Source organism: uncultured Streptococcus sp. (assembly GCF_963536705.1).
Classification (GTDB): Bacteria; Bacillota; Bacilli; order Lactobacillales; family Streptococcaceae; genus Streptococcus.
Map to the genome: position 1 here is coordinate 137997 of NZ_CAUTAP010000002.1, position 18750 is coordinate 156746.

General features: G+C 43.2%; 20 protein-coding genes. 17 read left to right on the forward strand and 3 right to left on the reverse strand.

Going from position 1 to position 18750, the window contains the following annotated elements:
• The first annotated feature begins 337 nt into the window (after positions 1–337).
• Positions 338–487, forward strand: a complete 150-nt coding sequence (locus tag RWX26_RS11190) for a hypothetical protein (RefSeq protein WP_185776886.1) — start codon at positions 338–340, stop codon at positions 485–487.
• Positions 488–596: 109 nt separating this feature from the next.
• Here RWX26_RS11190 and RWX26_RS02000 read toward each other — a convergent pair whose 3' ends face one another.
• Both RWX26_RS02000 and RWX26_RS02005 read right to left on the reverse strand, forming a co-directional pair.
• On the reverse strand, positions 597–1793 hold the full coding sequence (locus RWX26_RS02000; protein WP_314578677.1) for a ferric reductase-like transmembrane domain-containing protein: 1197 nt from the start codon (positions 1791–1793) through the stop codon (positions 597–599).
• A 157-nt stretch (positions 1794–1950) separates the two neighbouring features.
• On the reverse strand, positions 1951–3165 hold the full coding sequence (locus RWX26_RS02005) for a DUF2974 domain-containing protein (protein ID WP_314578679.1): 1215 nt from the start codon (positions 3163–3165) through the stop codon (positions 1951–1953).
• Between the two features lie 149 nt (positions 3166–3314).
• Here RWX26_RS02005 and RWX26_RS02010 point away from each other — a divergent pair, with 149 nt between their 5' ends.
• The 10 genes from RWX26_RS02010 to RWX26_RS02055 all read left to right on the forward strand — a co-directional run bounded on the left by RWX26_RS02010 (position 3315) and on the right by RWX26_RS02055 (position 11958).
• Complete coding sequence (locus RWX26_RS02010; protein WP_009659088.1) at positions 3315–4001, forward strand: response regulator transcription factor; 687 nt, start codon at positions 3315–3317, stop codon at positions 3999–4001.
• Positions 3985–4965 (forward strand): sensor histidine kinase, encoded by a 981-nt coding sequence (locus RWX26_RS02015; RefSeq protein WP_314578682.1) that lies wholly within the window; start codon positions 3985–3987, stop codon positions 4963–4965. The genes RWX26_RS02010 and RWX26_RS02015 overlap by 17 nt, the downstream gene beginning before the upstream one ends.
• An 11-nt stretch (positions 4966–4976) precedes the next feature.
• The gene (locus RWX26_RS02020; protein WP_314578684.1) at positions 4977–5357 is read left to right on the forward strand and encodes a class Ib ribonucleoside-diphosphate reductase assembly flavoprotein NrdI; all 381 of its coding nucleotides are present in this window, start codon (positions 4977–4979) and stop codon (positions 5355–5357) included.
• 147 nt (positions 5358–5504) lie between these two features.
• Positions 5505–6260, forward strand: coding sequence for a TraX family protein (locus tag RWX26_RS02025; protein WP_314578687.1), 756 nt, complete (start codon positions 5505–5507; stop codon positions 6258–6260).
• Between the two features lie 168 nt (positions 6261–6428).
• Complete coding sequence (locus tag RWX26_RS02030) at positions 6429–7208, forward strand: ABC transporter ATP-binding protein (RefSeq protein ID WP_314578689.1); 780 nt, start codon at positions 6429–6431, stop codon at positions 7206–7208.
• Entirely contained in the window at positions 7189–9189 is a 2001-nt protein-coding gene (locus tag RWX26_RS02035) for an ABC transporter permease (protein ID WP_314578691.1), read from the forward strand. Before RWX26_RS02030 ends, RWX26_RS02035 begins: the two co-directional genes overlap by 20 nt.
• Positions 9190–9339: 150 nt before the next feature.
• Positions 9340–10206, forward strand: a complete 867-nt coding sequence (locus tag RWX26_RS02040; RefSeq protein WP_314578693.1) for an ABC transporter ATP-binding protein — start codon at positions 9340–9342, stop codon at positions 10204–10206.
• Between the two features lies 1 nt (position 10207).
• Complete coding sequence (locus tag RWX26_RS02045; RefSeq protein ID WP_314578694.1) at positions 10208–11053, forward strand: ABC transporter permease; 846 nt, start codon at positions 10208–10210, stop codon at positions 11051–11053.
• Positions 11054–11075: 22 nt separating this feature from the next.
• A complete protein-coding gene (locus RWX26_RS02050; RefSeq protein ID WP_002905056.1) occupies positions 11076–11531 on the forward strand; it encodes a LytTR family DNA-binding domain-containing protein in 456 nt (151 codons plus the stop codon).
• 10 nt (positions 11532–11541) lie between these two features.
• Entirely contained in the window at positions 11542–11958 is a 417-nt protein-coding gene (locus RWX26_RS02055; RefSeq protein WP_314578697.1) for a DUF3021 domain-containing protein, read from the forward strand.
• A 271-nt stretch (positions 11959–12229) separates the two neighbouring features.
• Here the strand turns inward: RWX26_RS02055 and RWX26_RS02060 are convergent, their stop codons facing one another.
• Positions 12230–13183 (reverse strand): hypothetical protein, encoded by a 954-nt coding sequence (locus RWX26_RS02060; protein ID WP_314578699.1) that lies wholly within the window; start codon positions 13181–13183, stop codon positions 12230–12232.
• A 151-nt stretch (positions 13184–13334) separates the two neighbouring features.
• Here RWX26_RS02060 and RWX26_RS02065 point away from each other — a divergent pair, with 151 nt between their 5' ends.
• The 6 genes from RWX26_RS02065 to RWX26_RS02090 all read left to right on the forward strand — a co-directional run bounded on the left by RWX26_RS02065 (position 13335) and on the right by RWX26_RS02090 (position 18235).
• Positions 13335–13901, forward strand: a complete 567-nt coding sequence (locus RWX26_RS02065; RefSeq protein ID WP_314578701.1) for a TetR/AcrR family transcriptional regulator — start codon at positions 13335–13337, stop codon at positions 13899–13901.
• Between the two features lie 196 nt (positions 13902–14097).
• Positions 14098–14445 carry a hypothetical protein gene (locus RWX26_RS02070; protein WP_314578702.1) on the forward strand — a complete coding sequence of 116 codons (348 nt, stop codon included), beginning with the start codon at positions 14098–14100 and terminating at the stop codon, positions 14443–14445.
• Positions 14446–14802 carry a class Ib ribonucleoside-diphosphate reductase assembly flavoprotein NrdI gene (locus RWX26_RS02075; RefSeq protein ID WP_314578704.1) on the forward strand — a complete coding sequence of 119 codons (357 nt, stop codon included), beginning with the start codon at positions 14446–14448 and terminating at the stop codon, positions 14800–14802.
• Between the two features lie 33 nt (positions 14803–14835).
• Positions 14836–15021: a hypothetical protein gene (locus tag RWX26_RS02080; protein WP_314578706.1), complete on the forward strand. Its 186-nt coding sequence runs from the start codon at positions 14836–14838 to the stop codon at positions 15019–15021.
• Between the two features lie 433 nt (positions 15022–15454).
• Positions 15455–17308 carry a SpaA isopeptide-forming pilin-related protein gene (locus RWX26_RS02085; RefSeq protein ID WP_314578708.1) on the forward strand — a complete coding sequence of 618 codons (1854 nt, stop codon included), beginning with the start codon at positions 15455–15457 and terminating at the stop codon, positions 17306–17308.
• 186 nt (positions 17309–17494) lie between these two features.
• Positions 17495–18235, forward strand: coding sequence for a class I SAM-dependent methyltransferase (locus RWX26_RS02090; RefSeq protein ID WP_223322376.1), 741 nt, complete (start codon positions 17495–17497; stop codon positions 18233–18235).
• The last annotated feature ends 515 nt before the right edge of the window (positions 18236–18750 follow it).

The window sequence follows — 18750 nt, forward strand, 5'->3', positions numbered from 1 at the left end:
TTGTGGTGCTTGGGCTACTATGGCTAGTTATTGTTTTTCCACTCTATCTTCACTATCGAAAAGAAATTTCTATTAGAAGTAAATCTACATCTTTAATATCAGGCAAAGTAGTAGGGTATAACAGTTCCATCTATACTCGCCATGGTGAGCCACCACAGGTAGCCTTGCCTCTTGTAGATTATACTGTCCGTGGAAAACAATATCGACAAAGACTTGAGTATAAACAGTTTATCCCTGCATCTTCAGGAAAAATCCAAAAAGATGTCTTTTCAAGTGACTATGTTTACGGCTCGGATAGGAGTCTAGACTTGAAAAAATATTTCCCGTCGGCTCAAATATGGCCGTTTACTATAATCCTAAGAATCCTGAAGAAGCGTATGTTGAGCGCTGCATCAGCAATGAAAAGTATTTTAAATATTTGTTTATCGGATTTTCTATTTTCTTGCTCATTCTGATTGGAATTAATTTTTTCCGTCTATTCTTGTAGTTTAAAAAGTCTATTTTTGGATATTGAGTGATAGAAATTTTATCTTTTTCAAAATTTATTGAATCCAAATAGACTAAAAAAGAGGATTGAACTCCTCTTTTTGGTTTCTTTATTTAAACTTAAAACCTTCATAGACCAGATCTGCTTTAGGATTGGTCTTTTTAAATTCGTTGGCTAGTTTATCCATCATCTTGACAGGTCCGCACATGAAGACGGTAGTTTTGTCGTCCAAAGGATAATTCTTGAAGTCCAAATAGCCAGAGACCTTGCTATCGACCAAATGAAGGTCAAACTGCGGATTCTTGGCCGCATAGTCTTTGAGGAGATCTAGGTAAACAGCATTTTCAGCTCCAGTATAAGCGTAGTAGAAGCTGACTGGACGATTCAGATTAGGATTTTCACGGATATAGGAGATGAAGGGAGTAATGCCAATCCCACCAGCAATCCAGATTTGCTTTTCCTGGCCTTGCTCAAGAATCATATGGCCGTATGCTCGGTCAATAGTGACCTTGGTTCCCTCTTGGATCTTGTCATAAAGTGTCTTAGTGTGGTCTCCAGAGTTCTTGATAGTAAAGTAGACGATATTGTCATGACCGCCAGAGATAGAGAAGGGATGCGGTGCTTTTTCAAATCCTTCTTGGAAAATCTTGACAAAGGCAAACTGCCCATACTGATAGTCTAGCTTTTGACTGAGTTGGATCTTCAACTCCACGGTATCGTGGTTGAGGCGTTTGACCTGCATGATTTTTCCCAGATGGCGAAAGGCCAAACTTTGATAGAGGAAGATGATATAAAAGCCAGAAGCTAAACCGATGATAGCGTAGAATCCGACTACGAAGCCTAGCAAGGTCGGTGTTAGGAGTCGACCGCCCATCAGCATATAGGCGTGGAAGAGACCAAAGATATAGGCCAAATAAACAAAGCGGTGAATCCAGCGCCAAGCCTCATATTTGATGTGCTTGCCGAGATAGGCCACCAGAACAATGCTGACAAATAGATAGATGCCGACGTTCCCAAGCTGGGCTGCCAGATGAGAGCCCCAGAGACTGCCACCCATAGCAACATTGTGGAGAGCAAGCAGGACGACGGAAAAGATAGCTGTAAACTTATGATAAGCATACATCTTTTCGATGCCATGGAACCATTTTTCCAAAAGTGCGTTCCGAGTCGCAAGTAAAAAGGTCAGCGAAAGGGTGGTCAAGGCCAGACCGGGTACAATAAAGTTGGTCATTCCAGCCGAAGCCCAAGCATAGATGGTCAGGATTATGCTAACAGCAATAAGGGCGATTCCTTTGATAGATTTCATGATGGATTCCTTTCTGATTTTTATCACTATTTAGTTGTAAATGGATTTGTTACATTCTAACAAAGAAAAAACAAGCTGTCAAGATAAGAGCTTGTTTTGTTTTTGGTATGATAGGTCAAGATTTCCCTTAGCCAAGCTATAGAAGAGATTTGTGATTTTACTCTTGAACCTCTGCGGCAGTGTCTTCCTTTTTGTCAGTCTCAGACAGGCCGAAAGGCAACTGCTTACTCCAGCGTGATAGGTTTTCTCGGATATCCTTGCCAATGGCAGTAGGCTTAGGAAAGCTAATGGAGTCTTTCCAGCTTTGGACACGCATATCCAGCAAGAGCTTGGACAAGCGCAGCAGCATGTCACGTTCTTGGTCTGTTAGAGATTGAGCATTTTTCAGGATATCGAGAACTTTGTTAAAGTTTTCAACATTGGACAGTTCGTCGACAGACTGGATGCCAGCATCCAAAATCAGTCCGAAAAAGAGGTCGAAAAAGTCTTTAAGTTCTTCATCTGAAACGGTGCTCACCCAATTTTTAAACGTTTTGTCTATCTGCAGGCTCTCTGCATCTAGTGTATCCAGCAATAGGAAAGAGTCTCTCTTGATTTTCCACGAAAAGGTATCGTGCTGGGCAAAGCCGCCGATGGCACTGCTTTTGACAATCCTAGCTTCCTTAGGTGTTTCCAGCATCATGCCGACGATGGAGTTCTGAGGCAGGTAGCGTTTCATCCTTTCAACCATAGCCTGATAGCCATCGCTTTCGGTGACAGAGTGATTGAGACCGGGAGAGTCATAGCTGTAGATGGCTTCAATACGGTCTTGGAGCGATTCTTCCATCTGACTGGCTGCATAGGAAGCCAGGTTTCCTCCTTTGGAATGGCCGGTTAGGATAAAGTTACCGGGCAGATTTTCTAAGGCCTTCTGCAGGTAGCGTGCAGCCATTTTCTGAGCAGGGATTTGATCCATATAGGTCATGTGGAAGTCTTCCTTCCAGCCGACAATGGAGTCGTCCGTACCGCGAAAGACCAGGACATAGGTATCAGGCTTGATTTTGAAAATCAGGGCAGCGAATTGCTTCTGGATATCTTGGTCAACGTCATTGACGTAGCCCATCAGCTTTAGATTTTTAAAGCGGGTAGAGGCTGCGGCCAAATCTAGCAGTTTCAGTCGGTTTTTGCTGACCATCATGGAGAGGTCGCGCGGTACTTGGTCGGCCAAATCCAGCAGCCGGCAGTCGCAGTAGGGGGACATGTCTTCATGCACTAGTTGGTCAAAAGGCAAGTAGGTTAGCTCTGTCAGAATTAGCAGATCCAGTTCATTGAAAGGTCTATCATAAATGCTGTCATGCTGGACTTCTTCAAGGTAAGTAAAAATATTGCTCATGGTTTATCTCCAATTTCTACTAGTTAGTATAGCATATTTTTCTGATAGAATTTCTCTTTTTCAGAAAAATCCTACCTTAGACTGAGGATGATAAACAAGTAATCGCATTTTTTGGTATAATGTAACTAGCAAGAAATCGGGAGGGAAAGATGCACAAGATTTTACTAGTAGAAGATGATCCAGTCATCCGTCAAATGATTAAGAAAATGCTAGAACAATGGGGCTTTCAGGTAGTGGCAGTCGAGGACTTTATGGATGTGCTGACTGTCTTTGTCCGAGAGGAGCCGCATCTGGTGCTGATGGATATCGGCCTGCCCTTATTTAACGGTTATCATTGGTGTCAGGAAATCCGCAAGATTTCAACAGTGCCTATCATGTTTCTGTCTTCCCGCGATCAGTCCATGGACATTGTCATGGCTATCAATATGGGGGCAGATGACTATGTGACCAAGCCTTTTGACAATAATGTCTTTCTGGCTAAGGTTCAGGGCTTGCTGCGCCGTTCCTATGAGTTTGGAAACGACCAGAGCCTCTTGGAGCACCAAGGTGTCATTCTTAATCTCAAGTCGACAGATCTGGTTTTTGATGGGAAAGTGGTGACCTTGACCAAGAACGAATTTCAGATTTTGCGGGTCCTCTTCGAGCATTCAGATGGTATTGTGGCGCGTGATGATCTGATGAAGGAACTCTGGAACAGCGACTTTTTCATCGATGACAATACCCTATCAGTCAATGTCGCTCGCCTGCGTAAGAAGCTTGAAGAGCACGGACTGAAGAATTTCATCGAAACCAAAAAAGGAATAGGATACGGTCTCATCAATGGACACACAGGATAAATTTTTCTTTTTTAAATTTTACCTTTATTCACGGCGATTTTTTCTAGCTCTGCTAATTCTTCTGCTAGGCTTTATTCTGCTCTTTGCCTTTGTCTTTGATACTTACCGCAGTCTGCTGGAATATGTCGCGCTCTTGCTGGCTTTTCTGTCTTTCTTGTTTATCGGAGCAGATGCTTGGACGGCCTTTAAGGGCTATCGCAGCCAGAAGCTGCAGGTCGCTGCTCAGGCTCAGACTCCTCTAGAAAAGCTCTTGCAGGAAAGAGTGGAGGAGCTGGAGTACGAACAGAAGAATCAGCTCTTGGTTGAGCAGGAAAAATACAATGATTTACTGGACTACTACACTCTTTGGGTTCATCAAGTCAAGACTCCTATTGCTGCCAGTTCACTTTTGATTGGAGATTTGCAGGATAAGGAAGCCAAGTCTCAGTTGGAGCAGGAGCTCTTCAAGATCGAGTCCTACGTTCATCTGGTGCTCCAGTACCTCCGTCTGGAAAGCTTCCATGACGATTTAGTTCTGAAGCAGGAAAATTTGGCTGATTTGGTCAGGGAAGTGGTCAAGAAATACGCTCTTTTCTTTATTCAGCAAGGACTCAGTCTCAATCTTCATGACCTAGATCACACGATTGTCACTGATAAAAAGTGGTTTCTAGTGATTTTGGAGCAGGTCCTGTCCAATAGTCTTAAATACACCAAAGAAGGCAGCATAGAGATTTATTTTCATGAGGGCAGCCTCTACATCAAGGACACAGGTCTGGGCATTCAAAATGCTGATTTGCTGCGGGTTTTTGAGCGTGGTTTCTCAGGCTACAACGGTCGTCTGACCCAGCAGTCATCAGGCTTAGGTCTTTATCTGTCCAAGAAAATTGCTGACCAGCTGGGACACAAGATTGCTATAGACTCTCAAGTTGGTCAGGGAACGACGGTTTCCATCGCCTTTCCTGAGAAGAAATTGATCTTTGAGTAGGAGGAAGAAAGTTGCTAGTAGTGGTTTATGATAGTCTGACTGGTTTGGGTAAAAAGTTTGCTAAAAGTCTGGAAATGCCTAGCCAGTCAGTCTGGAAAAAGCTGGAGGAACCCTGTATTTTAGTCAGCAGAAATAGCGGAGCAGGCCAGATTCCGTGGACGACCAAGCGCTTCATCAGAAAGTACAGACATCTAATCAAAGGCTTTGTCATCAATGGCAATCAGAAGCGTTATCCGCGGACCTTTTGCGGGGCAACGGATAAGATAGTGGAGCAGTATGGCCTCCGCCACATTCGTAATATTGAGGGTTCTGGAACGGAAGCAGACAGACAAGCAGTCAAAGCCTTTTTAGAACAGTTGCGGACGGAAGAAAGTTTTCATAAAAGCCACTAGGTTTTGTGCTATTTAGGTAGATGCTTTGCAAGATTTTTAAAAGTGACAAAATTGTAAGAATAAAACTAGCAAATGAAAGGTTAGGTTATGGTACCAGCCTTTCTTTTTTATTATCATAGAGTCAAGAAATAAGAAGGAGACAGAAAAATGAAATCAAAAGGTATAAATGCTTTTCAGTTGAAGCTCTTCATGGCATTTCTTATGGTTTTTGACCATATCAGCCAGATACCAGGGCTAGTGCCGGACGGCTGGGATGGCGTCTTGCATGCCCTAACCCGCTGTGTCGGAGTAGCATTTGCCTTCATGGCAGTGGAAGGTTTTCTCCACACTCGCAACCGCCTGGCTTACAATATGCGGCTCTTCTTTTGGGCGGCCCTGATGCAGACAGGAAACTGTATCCTGACGCTCCTCTTTCAGGAAAAGGGCATCTATCTCACTCACAATATCTTCCTGACCTTGGCCTGCGGGATTCTCATGCTGAGTCTTTTCTTTGGCTTTTCTGACAATGGCGGAGCTGCTAAGGATAGGAAGCGTGGTTTGCGGCTGACGGCAGGAGTATTAGTCTTGCTGGCTGGGCTTCTCTTTAGCGAAGGCGGCATGGCTCTGCTTCCATTCATGCTCTTGACCTACCTTTTTAGAAATCAAGTCTTTTTCAGAAACTTGTCCTATGTAGTTTGGGCGGGAATTCTCTTTGCCATGAGTATCCAAATTTATCCAACCTTGCAGGACACGCTATCAATGCTGCTCTATAACTCAGACTGGCTCTTTATCAGTGTTCTTCCTCTCTTGCACTTCTACAATGGTGAGCGAGGATCCAACAGCAAGTGGAGCAAATATTTCTTCTATATATTCTATCCAGCCCACCTTTGGCTAATTGCTTTGATTGCCTTTTGGGTAAAATAAAGCTCATCTCATCTTACAAAAGTGTAAGATTGCACTTTAAAATGTAAGCTTAGGTTATGGCAGGGCGGTTGGTATTGAGATAAAATAGACTTATCAATTAGGAGGCAGTTCATAAAACTGCTAAAAGCAGGGCTTTGATAGGTGCCTGCTAGACAGAAAGGATTAAAGATGACATTATTAGACGTACAGCACGTGAAAAAGATTTATAAAACCCGCTTTCAAGGAAACCAAGTAGAGGCACTGAAGGACATTCACTTTACGGTAGAAAAAGGCGAATATGTCGCCATCATGGGGGAGTCAGGCTCTGGGAAATCCACCCTGCTCAACATCCTAGCCATGTTGGACAAGCCGACTGAGGGCCGTGTCTTTCTCAACGGAACTGACACGGCAACCATTAGAAACAGCCAGGCTTCCAGTTTCCGCCGAGAGAAATTAGGCTTTGTATTTCAGGATTTCAATCTGCTAGACACCCTGTCGGTCAAGGATAATATTCTCCTGCCTCTGGTTCTCTCTCGTCGTCCCATTACCGAGATGATGCAAAAGCTGGTTACGACCTGCAATGAGCTGGGAATTAACAAGCTGCAAGAGAAGTTTCCTTATGAGATTTCCGGTGGTCAGAAGCAGCGGGTTGCAGTGGCTCGGGCCATTATCACAGATCCTGAGATTCTGCTGGCGGATGAGCCGACGGGAGCCTTGGATTCTAAGTCTTCGGCAGCTCTGCTGGATGTCTTTGACGACATCAATGCCCGCGGTCAGACCATTCTCATGGTAACCCACTCGACGGCAGCGGCTAGCCGCGCCAAGCGGGTGCTCTTTATCAAGGATGGGATTCTTTATAATCAAATCTTCCGCGGCGACAAGACCGAGCGGCAGATGTTCCAAGAGATTTCTGATACTCTGACAGTTATGGCAAGTGAGGTGGGCAATTATGTTCAAACTAACGAGTAAACTAGCTTTGTCAAACCTGGTTAAAAATCGCAGTTTGTATTATCCATTTGCTTTGGCGACGGTACTGGCAACAGCGATTTTGTATAGTTTTGTCTCACTGGCTTATAGCCCCAATATGGAGGCCTCTTATGGCGGTTCGGCAGCTCGCATGACCTTGCAGTTTGGCATCCATGTCATTCAGATTGCCGTCCTTATCCTCATTACCTATGCTAATAGTTTCGTCATGAAAAACCGCTCCCGAGAGTTGGGAGTCTATAGTCTGCTGGGTATGGAGAAAAAGCATCTGTTAGTCATGACCTTCTTTGAACTCTGTGTCTTTTATCTGGCTACAGTTGGTCTGGGTATCTTGTCTGGCCTAGCTTTAGATAAGATGCTCTACGCAGTCCTTTTGAAATTGATGGGAATGCCGGCAGTTCTTGACTCGACCTTCCAATGGCAGAACGTCGGGATGACTCTAATCAGTCTAGGTATCGCTTTTGCGGTGATTTTGTTGCTTAACTCTACCCGACTTCTACGCTATAGCTCTCTTAACCTAATGAAAGAAAAGAAAGCTGGCGAGAAGAAGGGACGCTTCCTTTTTCTGCAAACCTTGCTGGGTCTCCTGCTCATGGGTGTGGCTTATTATATGGCTTTGACCGTTACCAAGCCTGTCGCTGCTATCGGCAATTTCTTTATAGCCGTGATCATGGTTATCCTAGCAACCTATCTGCTTTTTAATGCAGGTTCAATTACACTATTGAAATTTCTCAAAAAGCGCAAAGGTTACTACTATAAAACGCAGAATTTCATTTCTGTTTCCAATCTCATCTCGCGGATGCGTAAAAATGCAGCAGGATTGGCAACTATCTCCATTCTATCTACCATGCTCTTAGTGACTCTGGTTGGTACAATCAATATCTATGTTGGAGGTCAGGATTATATTACTACCTTGCATCCAAAGGATTACAATGTCAGCGTCGTCTTGCCGAAATCGACCGATCAGAAGGAGGCTCTGTTGGACAAGGTTCAGCAAGTTGCTCAGGACACAGGTCTGAAGAAGCCAAGCTATACTACCTATCTCTACCAATCAGCCTTCATCACGAAACTGGCTGGTAATGATGTGACAGTTCCAATGCAAAGAGAGCTGGAGTCGGATACAAGTATCTTGACCAAGTCTGCCGGCACGATTACGGTCATCAATCGTCAGGATTATGAAAAAATGACAGGGGAAAAGATAGACTTAGCAGACGATGAAACCTTAGTTTACGGGAAAAATATTTCCTTAAATAAGGACAAGCCTCTCCGAGTGAATGGTAAAGACTGGAAGATTAAGCAGCTTTTATCGTCGAATTTCACGCATGGGGAAATCCCTAATCCAAACGATGTGACCATGGAACAGGGGCTCTATATGGTGGTCAATGATAGCAAAGAGGTCAATCTTGATGTGGATCATTACTACTACATTGGAGTTGCTTCAGAGACTAAGGGCAGTAAAAAGTTTGTCGAGCAAGTCCAACTGGGGTTGAGGGACACTTTGGATCAGGAACAAGCTCAAGATGGTAGCTTCGCAATGGCTAGTGACCGTTACAGCGCAGAAAAGAGCTATCAAGAACTTACTGGAACTTTGCTCTTCATCGGTGTCTTCCTCTCCGTTATCTTCCTTCTAGGAGCTGTTCTCGTGATTTACTACAAGCAAATCTCTGAAGGATATGAAGACCGAGATGGCTTTATCATTTTGCAAAAGGTTGGTTTAGATGAAAAGCAGACTAGAAGTACCATTCGAAAGCAAATCTTGACTGTCTTCTTCCTACCTCTCATCTTTGCTTTTCTACATGTAGCAGCGGTCTTTCATATGTTGCGCTTGATAGTTGCCCTACTAGGTGTGACCAATCTTCCTCTCTTAATCCAAACAACACTTGCAACTTGCGGAGTCTTCCTCCTGACCTATATTCTGGTCTTTCTTCTGACTTCACGCAGCTACCGCAAGATTGTCGCCCGCTAAGAGCAAATCCCTGACCTCTGGTCGGGGATTTTTTGATGTCTGGATTTTTACCTCTCATCTCCCTCATTTTACCGCTTGTCCAAAAAGTTGAGATTTTTCAAAAAAGACTTGCTATCATAGTCTCAGAAGTAAAGAAAAGGAGAAAAGATCATGTTAGTAGAAACGAAAAATCTTAGCAAGGTTTATGGCGATAAGGTGGCAGTTAATGATCTGAATATTCAGATTGAGAGAGGCAGTTTTACAGCTATTCTAGGCCCTAATGGCGCAGGCAAGTCTACGACTATCCAGATGCTGATAGGTCTCTTGCGGCCGACATCAGGGCAGATTTGCTATGCTGAAAAGCTTAAGTTGGGTGTGGTTTTCCAAAACAGTGTGTTGGACGCCCGGCTGACAGTTTTGGAAAATCTGACCATCAGAGCCAAGCAGTACAAGGAGATGCCGTCAGGTAGAATTGAGCGCTTGGTCTCTCAGCTAGGTTTATCAGCCTTTGCCAAGCAGCCTTATGGAACGCTGTCTGGTGGTCAAAAGCGTCGGGTGGACATTGCGCGAGCCCTGCTCAATAGTCCCGACCTGCTCTTTCTGGATGAGCCGACGACAGGCTTGGATATCCAGACTCGGGAGAGTATCTGGAGCCTGCTCAAGCAAATTCAGAAAGAAGAGCAGATGACCATTGTCTTGACAACCCACTATCTCAATGAAGCTGATGATGCGGATAAGATTTATATCGTAGACCATGGTCAGGTTATTGCTCAGGGCTCCGCAGACCAGATTAAGGGAAACTACGCCCGTAATGTCTTGCGGATTTTGAGTCAAGATGTAGCAAGTTTAGAGAAAAGCTTGCCAAGAGGCTGCGCTTGGGAGCAAGTCAAGGAAGGGGAATTTTTCCTCCACCCTAAAACGACTCAAGAAGCTCTGACCTTATTGGCTCAGGCTGGTCCCTATATTGAACAATTTGAATTCCAACCCGGAACCATGGACGATGCCTTTATGGCACTGACAGGAAGAGAGGTACGCTAATATGCTCGCTTTGATAAAACGTAATTTTTTACTTTATTTCCGCAACCGCAGTGGGGTAATTTTGTCCCTCTTCGGAGCCATTATTCCCTTTGTGCTTTATATCGTTTTTTTGAAAAATAATTACAAAGGCCATTCCAGCCAGCTGATGGACATGTGGCTGATTGGCGGCGTGTTGGCAGTTACAGGATTAACGACCACATTGGCAGCTTTCTCCCGACAGGTCGAAGACCGGGAGCGGAAGGTGACAGACGACCTCTTTATCACAGACTTGGGACCATGGGGCTTGCAGCTTAGTTATCTTGTCAGCTCTGTTATTATCGGCTTTTTGATGCAGGTCATTATGTTTGCCTTTATGCTCAGCTATTTTACGCTGGCGGATAACATTTCCTTTGAGTGGGGAATCCTTCCTTACCTGGTTATTCTGATGCTCTTAAACAGCCTCTTGGCTACACTGATAAATGCTCTGATTGTTCAATGCTTCAAATCAGTGGATAGTTTAGGGAAATTGGCGACAGTAGTCGGAGCAACTTCTGGTTTTCTAGTGGGTACCTATATCCCCATTGGAACCTTGCCGAACATGGCGCAAAACCTGATGAAGCTTACGCCTTCTAACTACATGGCATCTCTTTTCAGACAGGTTCTTATGAAAGAAAGTCTAGCAGATACTTTTACTAATAGCAGCCAGTCACAAGCAGCTTTTGAAAAAACAATGGGAATTCGCATTGAATGGCAGGAGCTCTTGACAAGGACAGAAACTTTCTATATAGTTGGAATAGTTTTAGTTGCAATAGCGCTTATTTGGATGGTGCAAAATATGATTGCCATCCGCCGGCTGAAACTACAATAGAATGTGAATAGGGAGCTTCCTCTTGCAAGCAAAATTTGAAACAGATCCAACCATTTCATCCAAGGATCCGCTGGTTGTGGTCAAGGCAGACCAGCTAGGGGCAGAAGCCAAGGCCATCTTAGATTATTTAGAGCAGTATAAGGCTGGGCCAAGTGGTGTCCTGCCTATCAAGTCGGACGATAAACTGGTCATGTTGAGGACAGAAGATATTATCCTAGCAGACATCAACCAGACAACTCTGATGATTTACAGTAGAGAAGGCATTTACCAGACGACAGAGACCTTGACTCGCTTTCAGCAGCGGATTAGCAGCTCGAACTTTATCCAGGTTTCCCGGCATGCTGTCATCAATATTGACCATTTGGAGTCCTTGTCTGACAGCTTTTCTGGCAATATGACGGCCAAGCTTACCAATCAAATCAAAACCGAAGTCAGCCGTCGCTATGTCAAACTCTTGATGGAATATCTGGGAATCTAGGAGGTAAGTGATGAGTATAAAAAAATGTCTACACGCTATATTGATGGGCATCCAGACAGGGAGTGCAGTCTATCTGATTGTCCTTGCTCTCTCTATTCAAAAACATCCGCCCACAACAAGTAATATCATCAGTGTCATGGTGATGAGCGGCTTGATCGGACTCATCAGTTCAATGTTAAAAACTCTTGAAGACCGCTTCTCTTTTTCAGTCTCGATGTTACTGCATTTTGTCGCTGTCGCAGTCTTGGTATGCTGCTTCATGGTCTACAATAACTGGGGATTTTTAATTGCCAACTGGCATTTCTGGTTTAATTTTATTCTGATTTATCTCTTTGTATGGCTCTTTCGTTACTTGGATACAAATCTTAAGACCAAGAAGATTAACAGCGCCTTGGCTAGGCGCAGAAAGGAAAAAGAAGGCAACTAATCTACTAAAAAATGTTCTGACAAGCATATCATAAAAATAAATGGAGCTGGATCGTATCCTGCTCCTGTCTTTTTGTATCTAAAAAGAGAGTGGGACAGAAATCGGTAATTCGTTAGAATTCGATTTCGTCGTCCCACCTCCGCACAGTTGAGTAGGGCTGTAAAAGCTGATGAAATCAGCGTAGTAGAGCCCACTCAACCACTGCGTCTTGCTCGACAATCCAAAGACAATTGAGAGGCTAGGACTTTTGTCCCAGCCTCTTTATGTGATATTACACTCCCAATCGGATATGAGGGAAGTGGTTGTAGAGATAGTCAAAGGTTGACTGGAGTTTGGTGTCTGTTGTTTTACCAATATTCTTAAAAGGCATTTGGTATTTCTTTTGATTGTTTCGAATAGCAACTAAGGTTGAGTTTCTGTTTGAAGCAACGAAGCCGCGATGCATGGTGAGAATGTGGTGGTAGAGATGGACGACCTGTTTGAGATCAATTGCCTTGAAACCTCGATAGTAGGTAATGAGATGGTCTTTATAAACAGCAATTTTCAGCACATCGTCGTGGAAAGAAGCTTGCTCCAGCAGGATATTGAGATTGTCCTTGGCCTCTGGATAGGCTGCATAGATTTCTTCGTAGGCAGCGATATTTTTCTTGCGGCCGATGATTGCAATGACGACAAAGACAACACAGAGTCCAAGCAAAAACAGAATGTAGAACATGGATGCAAGATTGTCAGATTCAAATTCTGTGATAGATATATAGGAGCTGCTTGACATTACTGTGATGACTTCGGGATTGTCTGCTAGGAGACCGCGAACGAGGCTGCCATAATTAGAGATATATCCCTGATTTTTTTTAGGGGAGTTAGCATTAACGTAGGAGCCAACGATTCGGACAGGATTTTTTTCCAGCTCACCCTTTTTCTCTTTTTCCAAGAGCTGGGCAATCTGCTTGTCCCCTTTTTTAGCCTGCAGACCAACATATCCGTCTTGGTAGGCAACCAGCCAAACTTGAGTATTATCTTCTACTTCAATCAGGGCCTCTGGGAAAATATATGACACTTCAGCATAGACTGCTGAATCTGCTCCCGACTCGCTATTTCGGTCATAGGCGGTCTTGGTGTTGACCTTTTGGTATTGGATAAAGCCCATTACTGCAGCAACAACTAGAAAAATAAAAGTAATTACCAGTAGGGCGATGGTACCCTGGTTACGTCTTTCCTTGAGCATAGCTCAACCTCTAAAATATAGTATAAAAAAATAATTTGATTAGCAAACTATCTTTTTTGTATAGTATAGCATAAATGCTTGACAAATGGCAAGAATGTGTTAAAATATGAATGAATGGAATGTTTAATTCATTCATGAAAGAGGCATAGAAATGGATAAAAAAAATGAGCTCCTGGCTGCGGCTAGGGAAGTCTTTGCGGAAAAAGGCTATAAGGCAGCTGGAATTTCTGATATTGCTAAGAGAAGTCAGATGGCTGTCGGATCCTTTTACAAGTATTATGAGTCCAAGGAAGCTATCTTCTTGGAGGTTTATGTAGCTGAAAATAACCGTATACGTGAGGGAATCATGCAACGCGTAGATTGGCAGGGCGAGCCCGAGGCAATCGTTGAACAGCTTTTTGCAGTCACTTTTGAGTTGATTTCACCCAATAAAATTCTGGCTGAGTGGAACAAGCCAGGCATTTCTCAGCTTCTGCACGATTACTATAATCAGGATTCCGGACGAGCGTCCAATGCCTTTCATCAGTTTCTGATTCAGACCTTCAGCCAGCGCTTGCAGGAAGAGGGTTTTTCGAAGGAGAAAATAGCTGAGATTATGAAGGTTTATGACTTGATTTATTACATAGACATGCATGTCACAGAGCAGGAATTTTCAGGCTACTTCGATAGTCTTGAGACTTTAGTGAAATATTTTGTTAAGGGGATTTTTTCCAAATAGAGGAAATTCCTTTTCTTAAAAGCAGGTACGAATGAATTTATAAAATCATTCATTCATGAACAAAGGAGGTGATGGGTTATGTCCTGTGATTCGGAAATGGAAAGCAACTTAATTAGATAAAGTGAATTATTTTTCAGAAGGTTTTGAATGAATATTTAGAAGTGTTCATTTAAAAAAATAGAAAGTGAGGAAAAGAATGAACAAGCAAGGAGGATTTGCCATGAGTGGAATGGCTATTTTGGGTATCTGTCTAGTCGCGATTGGTCTTTTGATCATTGGCTACGGCGGTGTGACAGTTGGTTTTAGTTTAAGTGTGGATTTTCAGTCATTTTTAGTCGGAGGTCTCATCATTGTCCTAATCGGAGCAGCTTTGATTCCGGGCTTGCCGGTAGTTGCTAAGCTGATAGCACTGGCTTTGACAGCTTTGTCATTGCTGATTTATATTCACATGATGCCAGATTTGGAGTTCATGCTTATGCTCATCTCTGATGTTGTGGTTTTAGGCTTTGCGGCTTGGTTTGCTATCCTTTTTTTAAGAAAGTAGGTGATGAAGATGATTGTAGTTTATGATTCAAATACTGGTGTTGGTAAACGATTTGCAGAATCACTGGGTTATCCGACCCAGACCATCAAGGAGAAACTGGAAGAGCCCTGTATTCTCATTACTCGAAATGCTGGTGCTGGGAAAATTCCCTGGTCTACCAAACGCTTTATCAAGAAACATCCTGGGCTGATTAGAGGTTTTGTTAACAATGGTGACTCTGTTAAACATGGCCGGACCTTCTGCGGGGCGACTGCCTTGATTATTGAAAAATATGGGCTCCAGCATATCTGTGATATTGACCGAGGCGGTAGTCCAGAAGATGTCAAGACTGTGCAGGCATTTTTGGCGAAGTGCTAGTCTCATCAAGTTTCGCATAAATGGAGGACTCGTATGTCTAGGTTCAAGAAAATTGGTAGCTTGTTTCTGGCTCTGATTTCTGTCTTTATCCTAACGGCCTGCGGGCATGTACAGAAAGAGCCTGACACTTCAGATAAGACGGAAAGAAATTCTTCCAAACAAGAAGAAACAGATCAGAATCAGATAGATGCAACTTCCAGTGCGTCACAGAAAGATTGACTTTTTGTCAAAATAGAAGAGCTGAAGTTGTTCAATGATTTTAGGTCATCTTTTGGCCTGTTTTACGTATCAATAGAGGCTGGAACAAAAGTCCTAGCCTCTCAATTGTCTTTGGATTGTCGAGCAAGACGCAGTGGTTGAGTGGGCTCTACTACGCTGATTTCATCAGCTTTTACAGCCCTACTCAACTGTGCGGAGGTGGGACGACGAAATCGAATTCTAACGAATTCCCGATATCTGTCCCACTCTCTTTTTATGATAAAACCCTGTGAGCATTCCTATAGTTTTTTAATAGTTAGTATGGTACAATGAATTAGTATTGTCTTTCCAGTGTTTGTCAAAAAGGCAGAAGAACATGAAAAGGGCTTGTTCGACTGGCTTGCCAATACGCTGTGCTTTTAAACAAATTTTACTTGTGAGAAAGGAAGATTGCATGAATAAAAAACTGAGAGTATGGTTTCAGCTCATCATTCTCTGTCTAGGCGTGTTCCTGCCTTTCCTAGCTGGAACCCTTAAGGCTCAGGCGGCGGAACTTAATGATGTCATCACTGAGATGCATCTCACCACTAACTCTGGTGAGCAGCTGACCAATGGTGTTGATATCTGGCAGACTTTCCGTGTCTATGCTAAGTTTGCCCTGCCGGACAACCAAGCCCATGCGGGTGATACGACAGTGATCCGCTTGCCGAATGAATTTACTTTTGGGAATTCCTCAGCTATTGAGCTTAAGGATGAAAACGGAGCTCTGGTAGCTAATGGAGTCCTGGATAGCGATGCCAAGACCATCACACTGACATACACAGACTATGTGGAGCAGAAATCCAGTGTCAGAGGCGAGTTTTTCTTTTATTCGCGGATTGACCACGAGGTTGTCACAGAGGAAAGGGATATTCCAGCTACTTTCACGGTAGGCAATAATAGGATTCCAGCCGGCAGCATTCACTATAATGGACCTCCGAAAAAGTATGAGTCCCTGCTAGAAAAAAGTGCTTTTCAATGGGACGCTGATGCTAAGAATGAAATCCGCTACAATGTAGCCATTAACCGCAACATGGGGAACTACAAAAATGTCTCTGTGACGGACAAGCTGGGTGATACAAACGCTAAGATTGTTCAAGATTCTGTGCGAGTGTATAAGGTTTCTTGGCGCTGGAATAATGGAGATTGGGCGCGTGATTCGACTGAAGATGTAACAGCAGACTTCCAGTCTAAGATGACCTTTGGCGCTGAAGGCGATAGCTTGACAATCAACTTCGGAGATGTAGAAGGCTTCGGCTACCTAGTTGAGTACAAGACGCTGGCCGACTATGATTTGGCTGATGGAGAGGTTGTAGGAAATAAGGCTACCATGAACTACAACAATACCGAGACAGTGTCTGTCACCAACGAGTACTCTTATCAGATTGCTGGCGGAAAGTCCGAAGGCTATAACTTCAAGGTTAAGGTTCACAAGACAGATGAGTCTAATGCTTCTCTGAGCGGTGCAGTCTTTGAAGTGGTGCGGAAAGCGACCAATAAGGTGGTTGGCACAATCACGACAGATGCGGATGGGAATGCGGAAGTTGGTAATCTTCTGCGCGACACTTATATCCTGCGTGAAACGACTGCTCCAGCAGGTTATGACCGCCTGACAGAGGATATTACGATTAGTCCGACGGATTTTGGTAAGACTTTGAACGTAGGCAGTCCGGCATCTGGAGATTCTGGAGATAGCAGATTGGTTGCAGTCAATGTGGTCAATAAGCAAATTCAAACTCCAACGGATAAACAGGTAACGTTCAGTAAGGTCAATCTAGCTGGTGAGGAAATTGCCGGTGCTCAGATTCAAATTTTCAAGGGGCGGGAAAGCAAGGGCAGTCCTGTCGCATCTTGGACTTCAGAAGCTGACAAATCTAAAGAAATTAACCTAGAGCCAGGTGTTTACACCTTCCATGAGGAAGCGGCTCCGACAGGTTATCTGGCTGTGACTGATATTGTCTTCCAAGTCAATGAAGATGGCACTGTAACAGTTCTAGACGCCAATAGCAATGCTGTAGAATATACAGATGGCAAGTTGTTCATTACTGACCAAGTGGCACCAGCTGAACCTGGTACGCCTGATAAAGCAGTTCAAGGCGGTATTAAACCAAATCAATCATCTGATTCTGATAAAGCAGCAGACGGTCAAGGAAAATCTAAAAAAGTTCTTCCTGCGACTGGCTCTGCTGAAAGCCTTGGACTAGTTCTTGCTGGTCTGGTAGTTCTGACTCTTTTAGGACTTTACCGTAAGACTCGACTGAGCAAATAAATAAAGAGAAGATAGAGCAGAATGCTTTATCTTCTTTTGTTTGCACATTTTTTGTCTAGTTTTTTTGCAGCTTACTTAGCAATTTCTTCCAGTTACTCATGCTGGGCAGCCACTTACGGAAAACCTCTTGTTTTTGTCTCAGAATCCTCTATAATAAATGGCAAATAGAAAAAGGAGACAGAAGATATGACAGATACAAAAATACAAGAGAAGCTGAAGCCAAGATTGAAGTTAGAGGATCTTCAAAAAGACGGAGACATCTATCTGGCGCTGAATCCGGACTATGTCTCAGGGGACAATGCCAAGTATATGAACATGTACAATCGTTTTGCTCGCTGGTATGATATGAGTGAGAAATGGCTTGGCGGCCTTCTCTATGGCAAGACAGTCGACAAGTTGAGAAGAGATCTGATGGCAGAATTAGAATGGAAGAACCATTTGTCAATTCTTTATGTCTCTATCGGAACAGGCCACGACCTGCGCTACATCCCTAAGAATATTGAACTGAAAAGCCTAGACTTTGTCGGGGCGGATATTTCCATAGGCATGCTGAAAAAATGCCAGAAATCCTGCGCCAAGAAGACCAATCTGCAGCTCTTTCATGCTTGTGCAGAGGACCTGCCCTTTGCGGATAATAGCTTTGACATCGTTTATCATATCGGTGGGATTAATTTCTTTAGCGATAAGGCCAAGGCTATGCAGGAAATGCTGCGGGTGGCTAAGCCAGGAACTAAGATTATGATTTCAGACGAGACGGCAGACTATGTGGACCAGCAATATAAGAAGAACCACTTCAGCAAGGACTATTTTAAGGACGCTACCGTTGATTTGGGAGAAATTGAGGCCGCTATACCGGCCGGTGTCAAGGAGAAGGAGTTGAAACTCCTCTGGGACGGAAAATTTTATGTCCTGACGTTTAGGAAATAAATCAGAAGAACTGGACTTTGTTTCCGGTTTTTTTGATTCTGAATAAAAGAAACATTCGACACAGTTTAATTGTTAGAAAAATATTCCTTCATGCTAAGTGACAAAAATGTAAGTTTAAAAGCTGAAATGAAAGGTTAGGTTATGGAAAGCCTATCTTCTTTTTTGCATAATAGGGGGTGCCCTTTTGATTTTCTCCAAATAGAGAAATGATTTTAGGGCTAATATCATACTTTTTAGAAAGGAATATTGTATGAAAAAAATAACTGCAAATTTTTTGAAAAATAATTGATGTTTGTATTCTAGAATATTTAATATGAGGGATTAAAGAAAGTTTAAACTTTTTACAATAAATTGACACCGGAAATGAAATGACAGATTATATTAGAATTGCTTATGTTTGCAATCTTACAATACTGTAAGATTATAAGTTTGGAACGTAAGATTTATGTAAGATTAAAATTTTAATATTTTGCTAGAATGAAATTAGTAATATGTTTTACTATTTCATTCAAAAA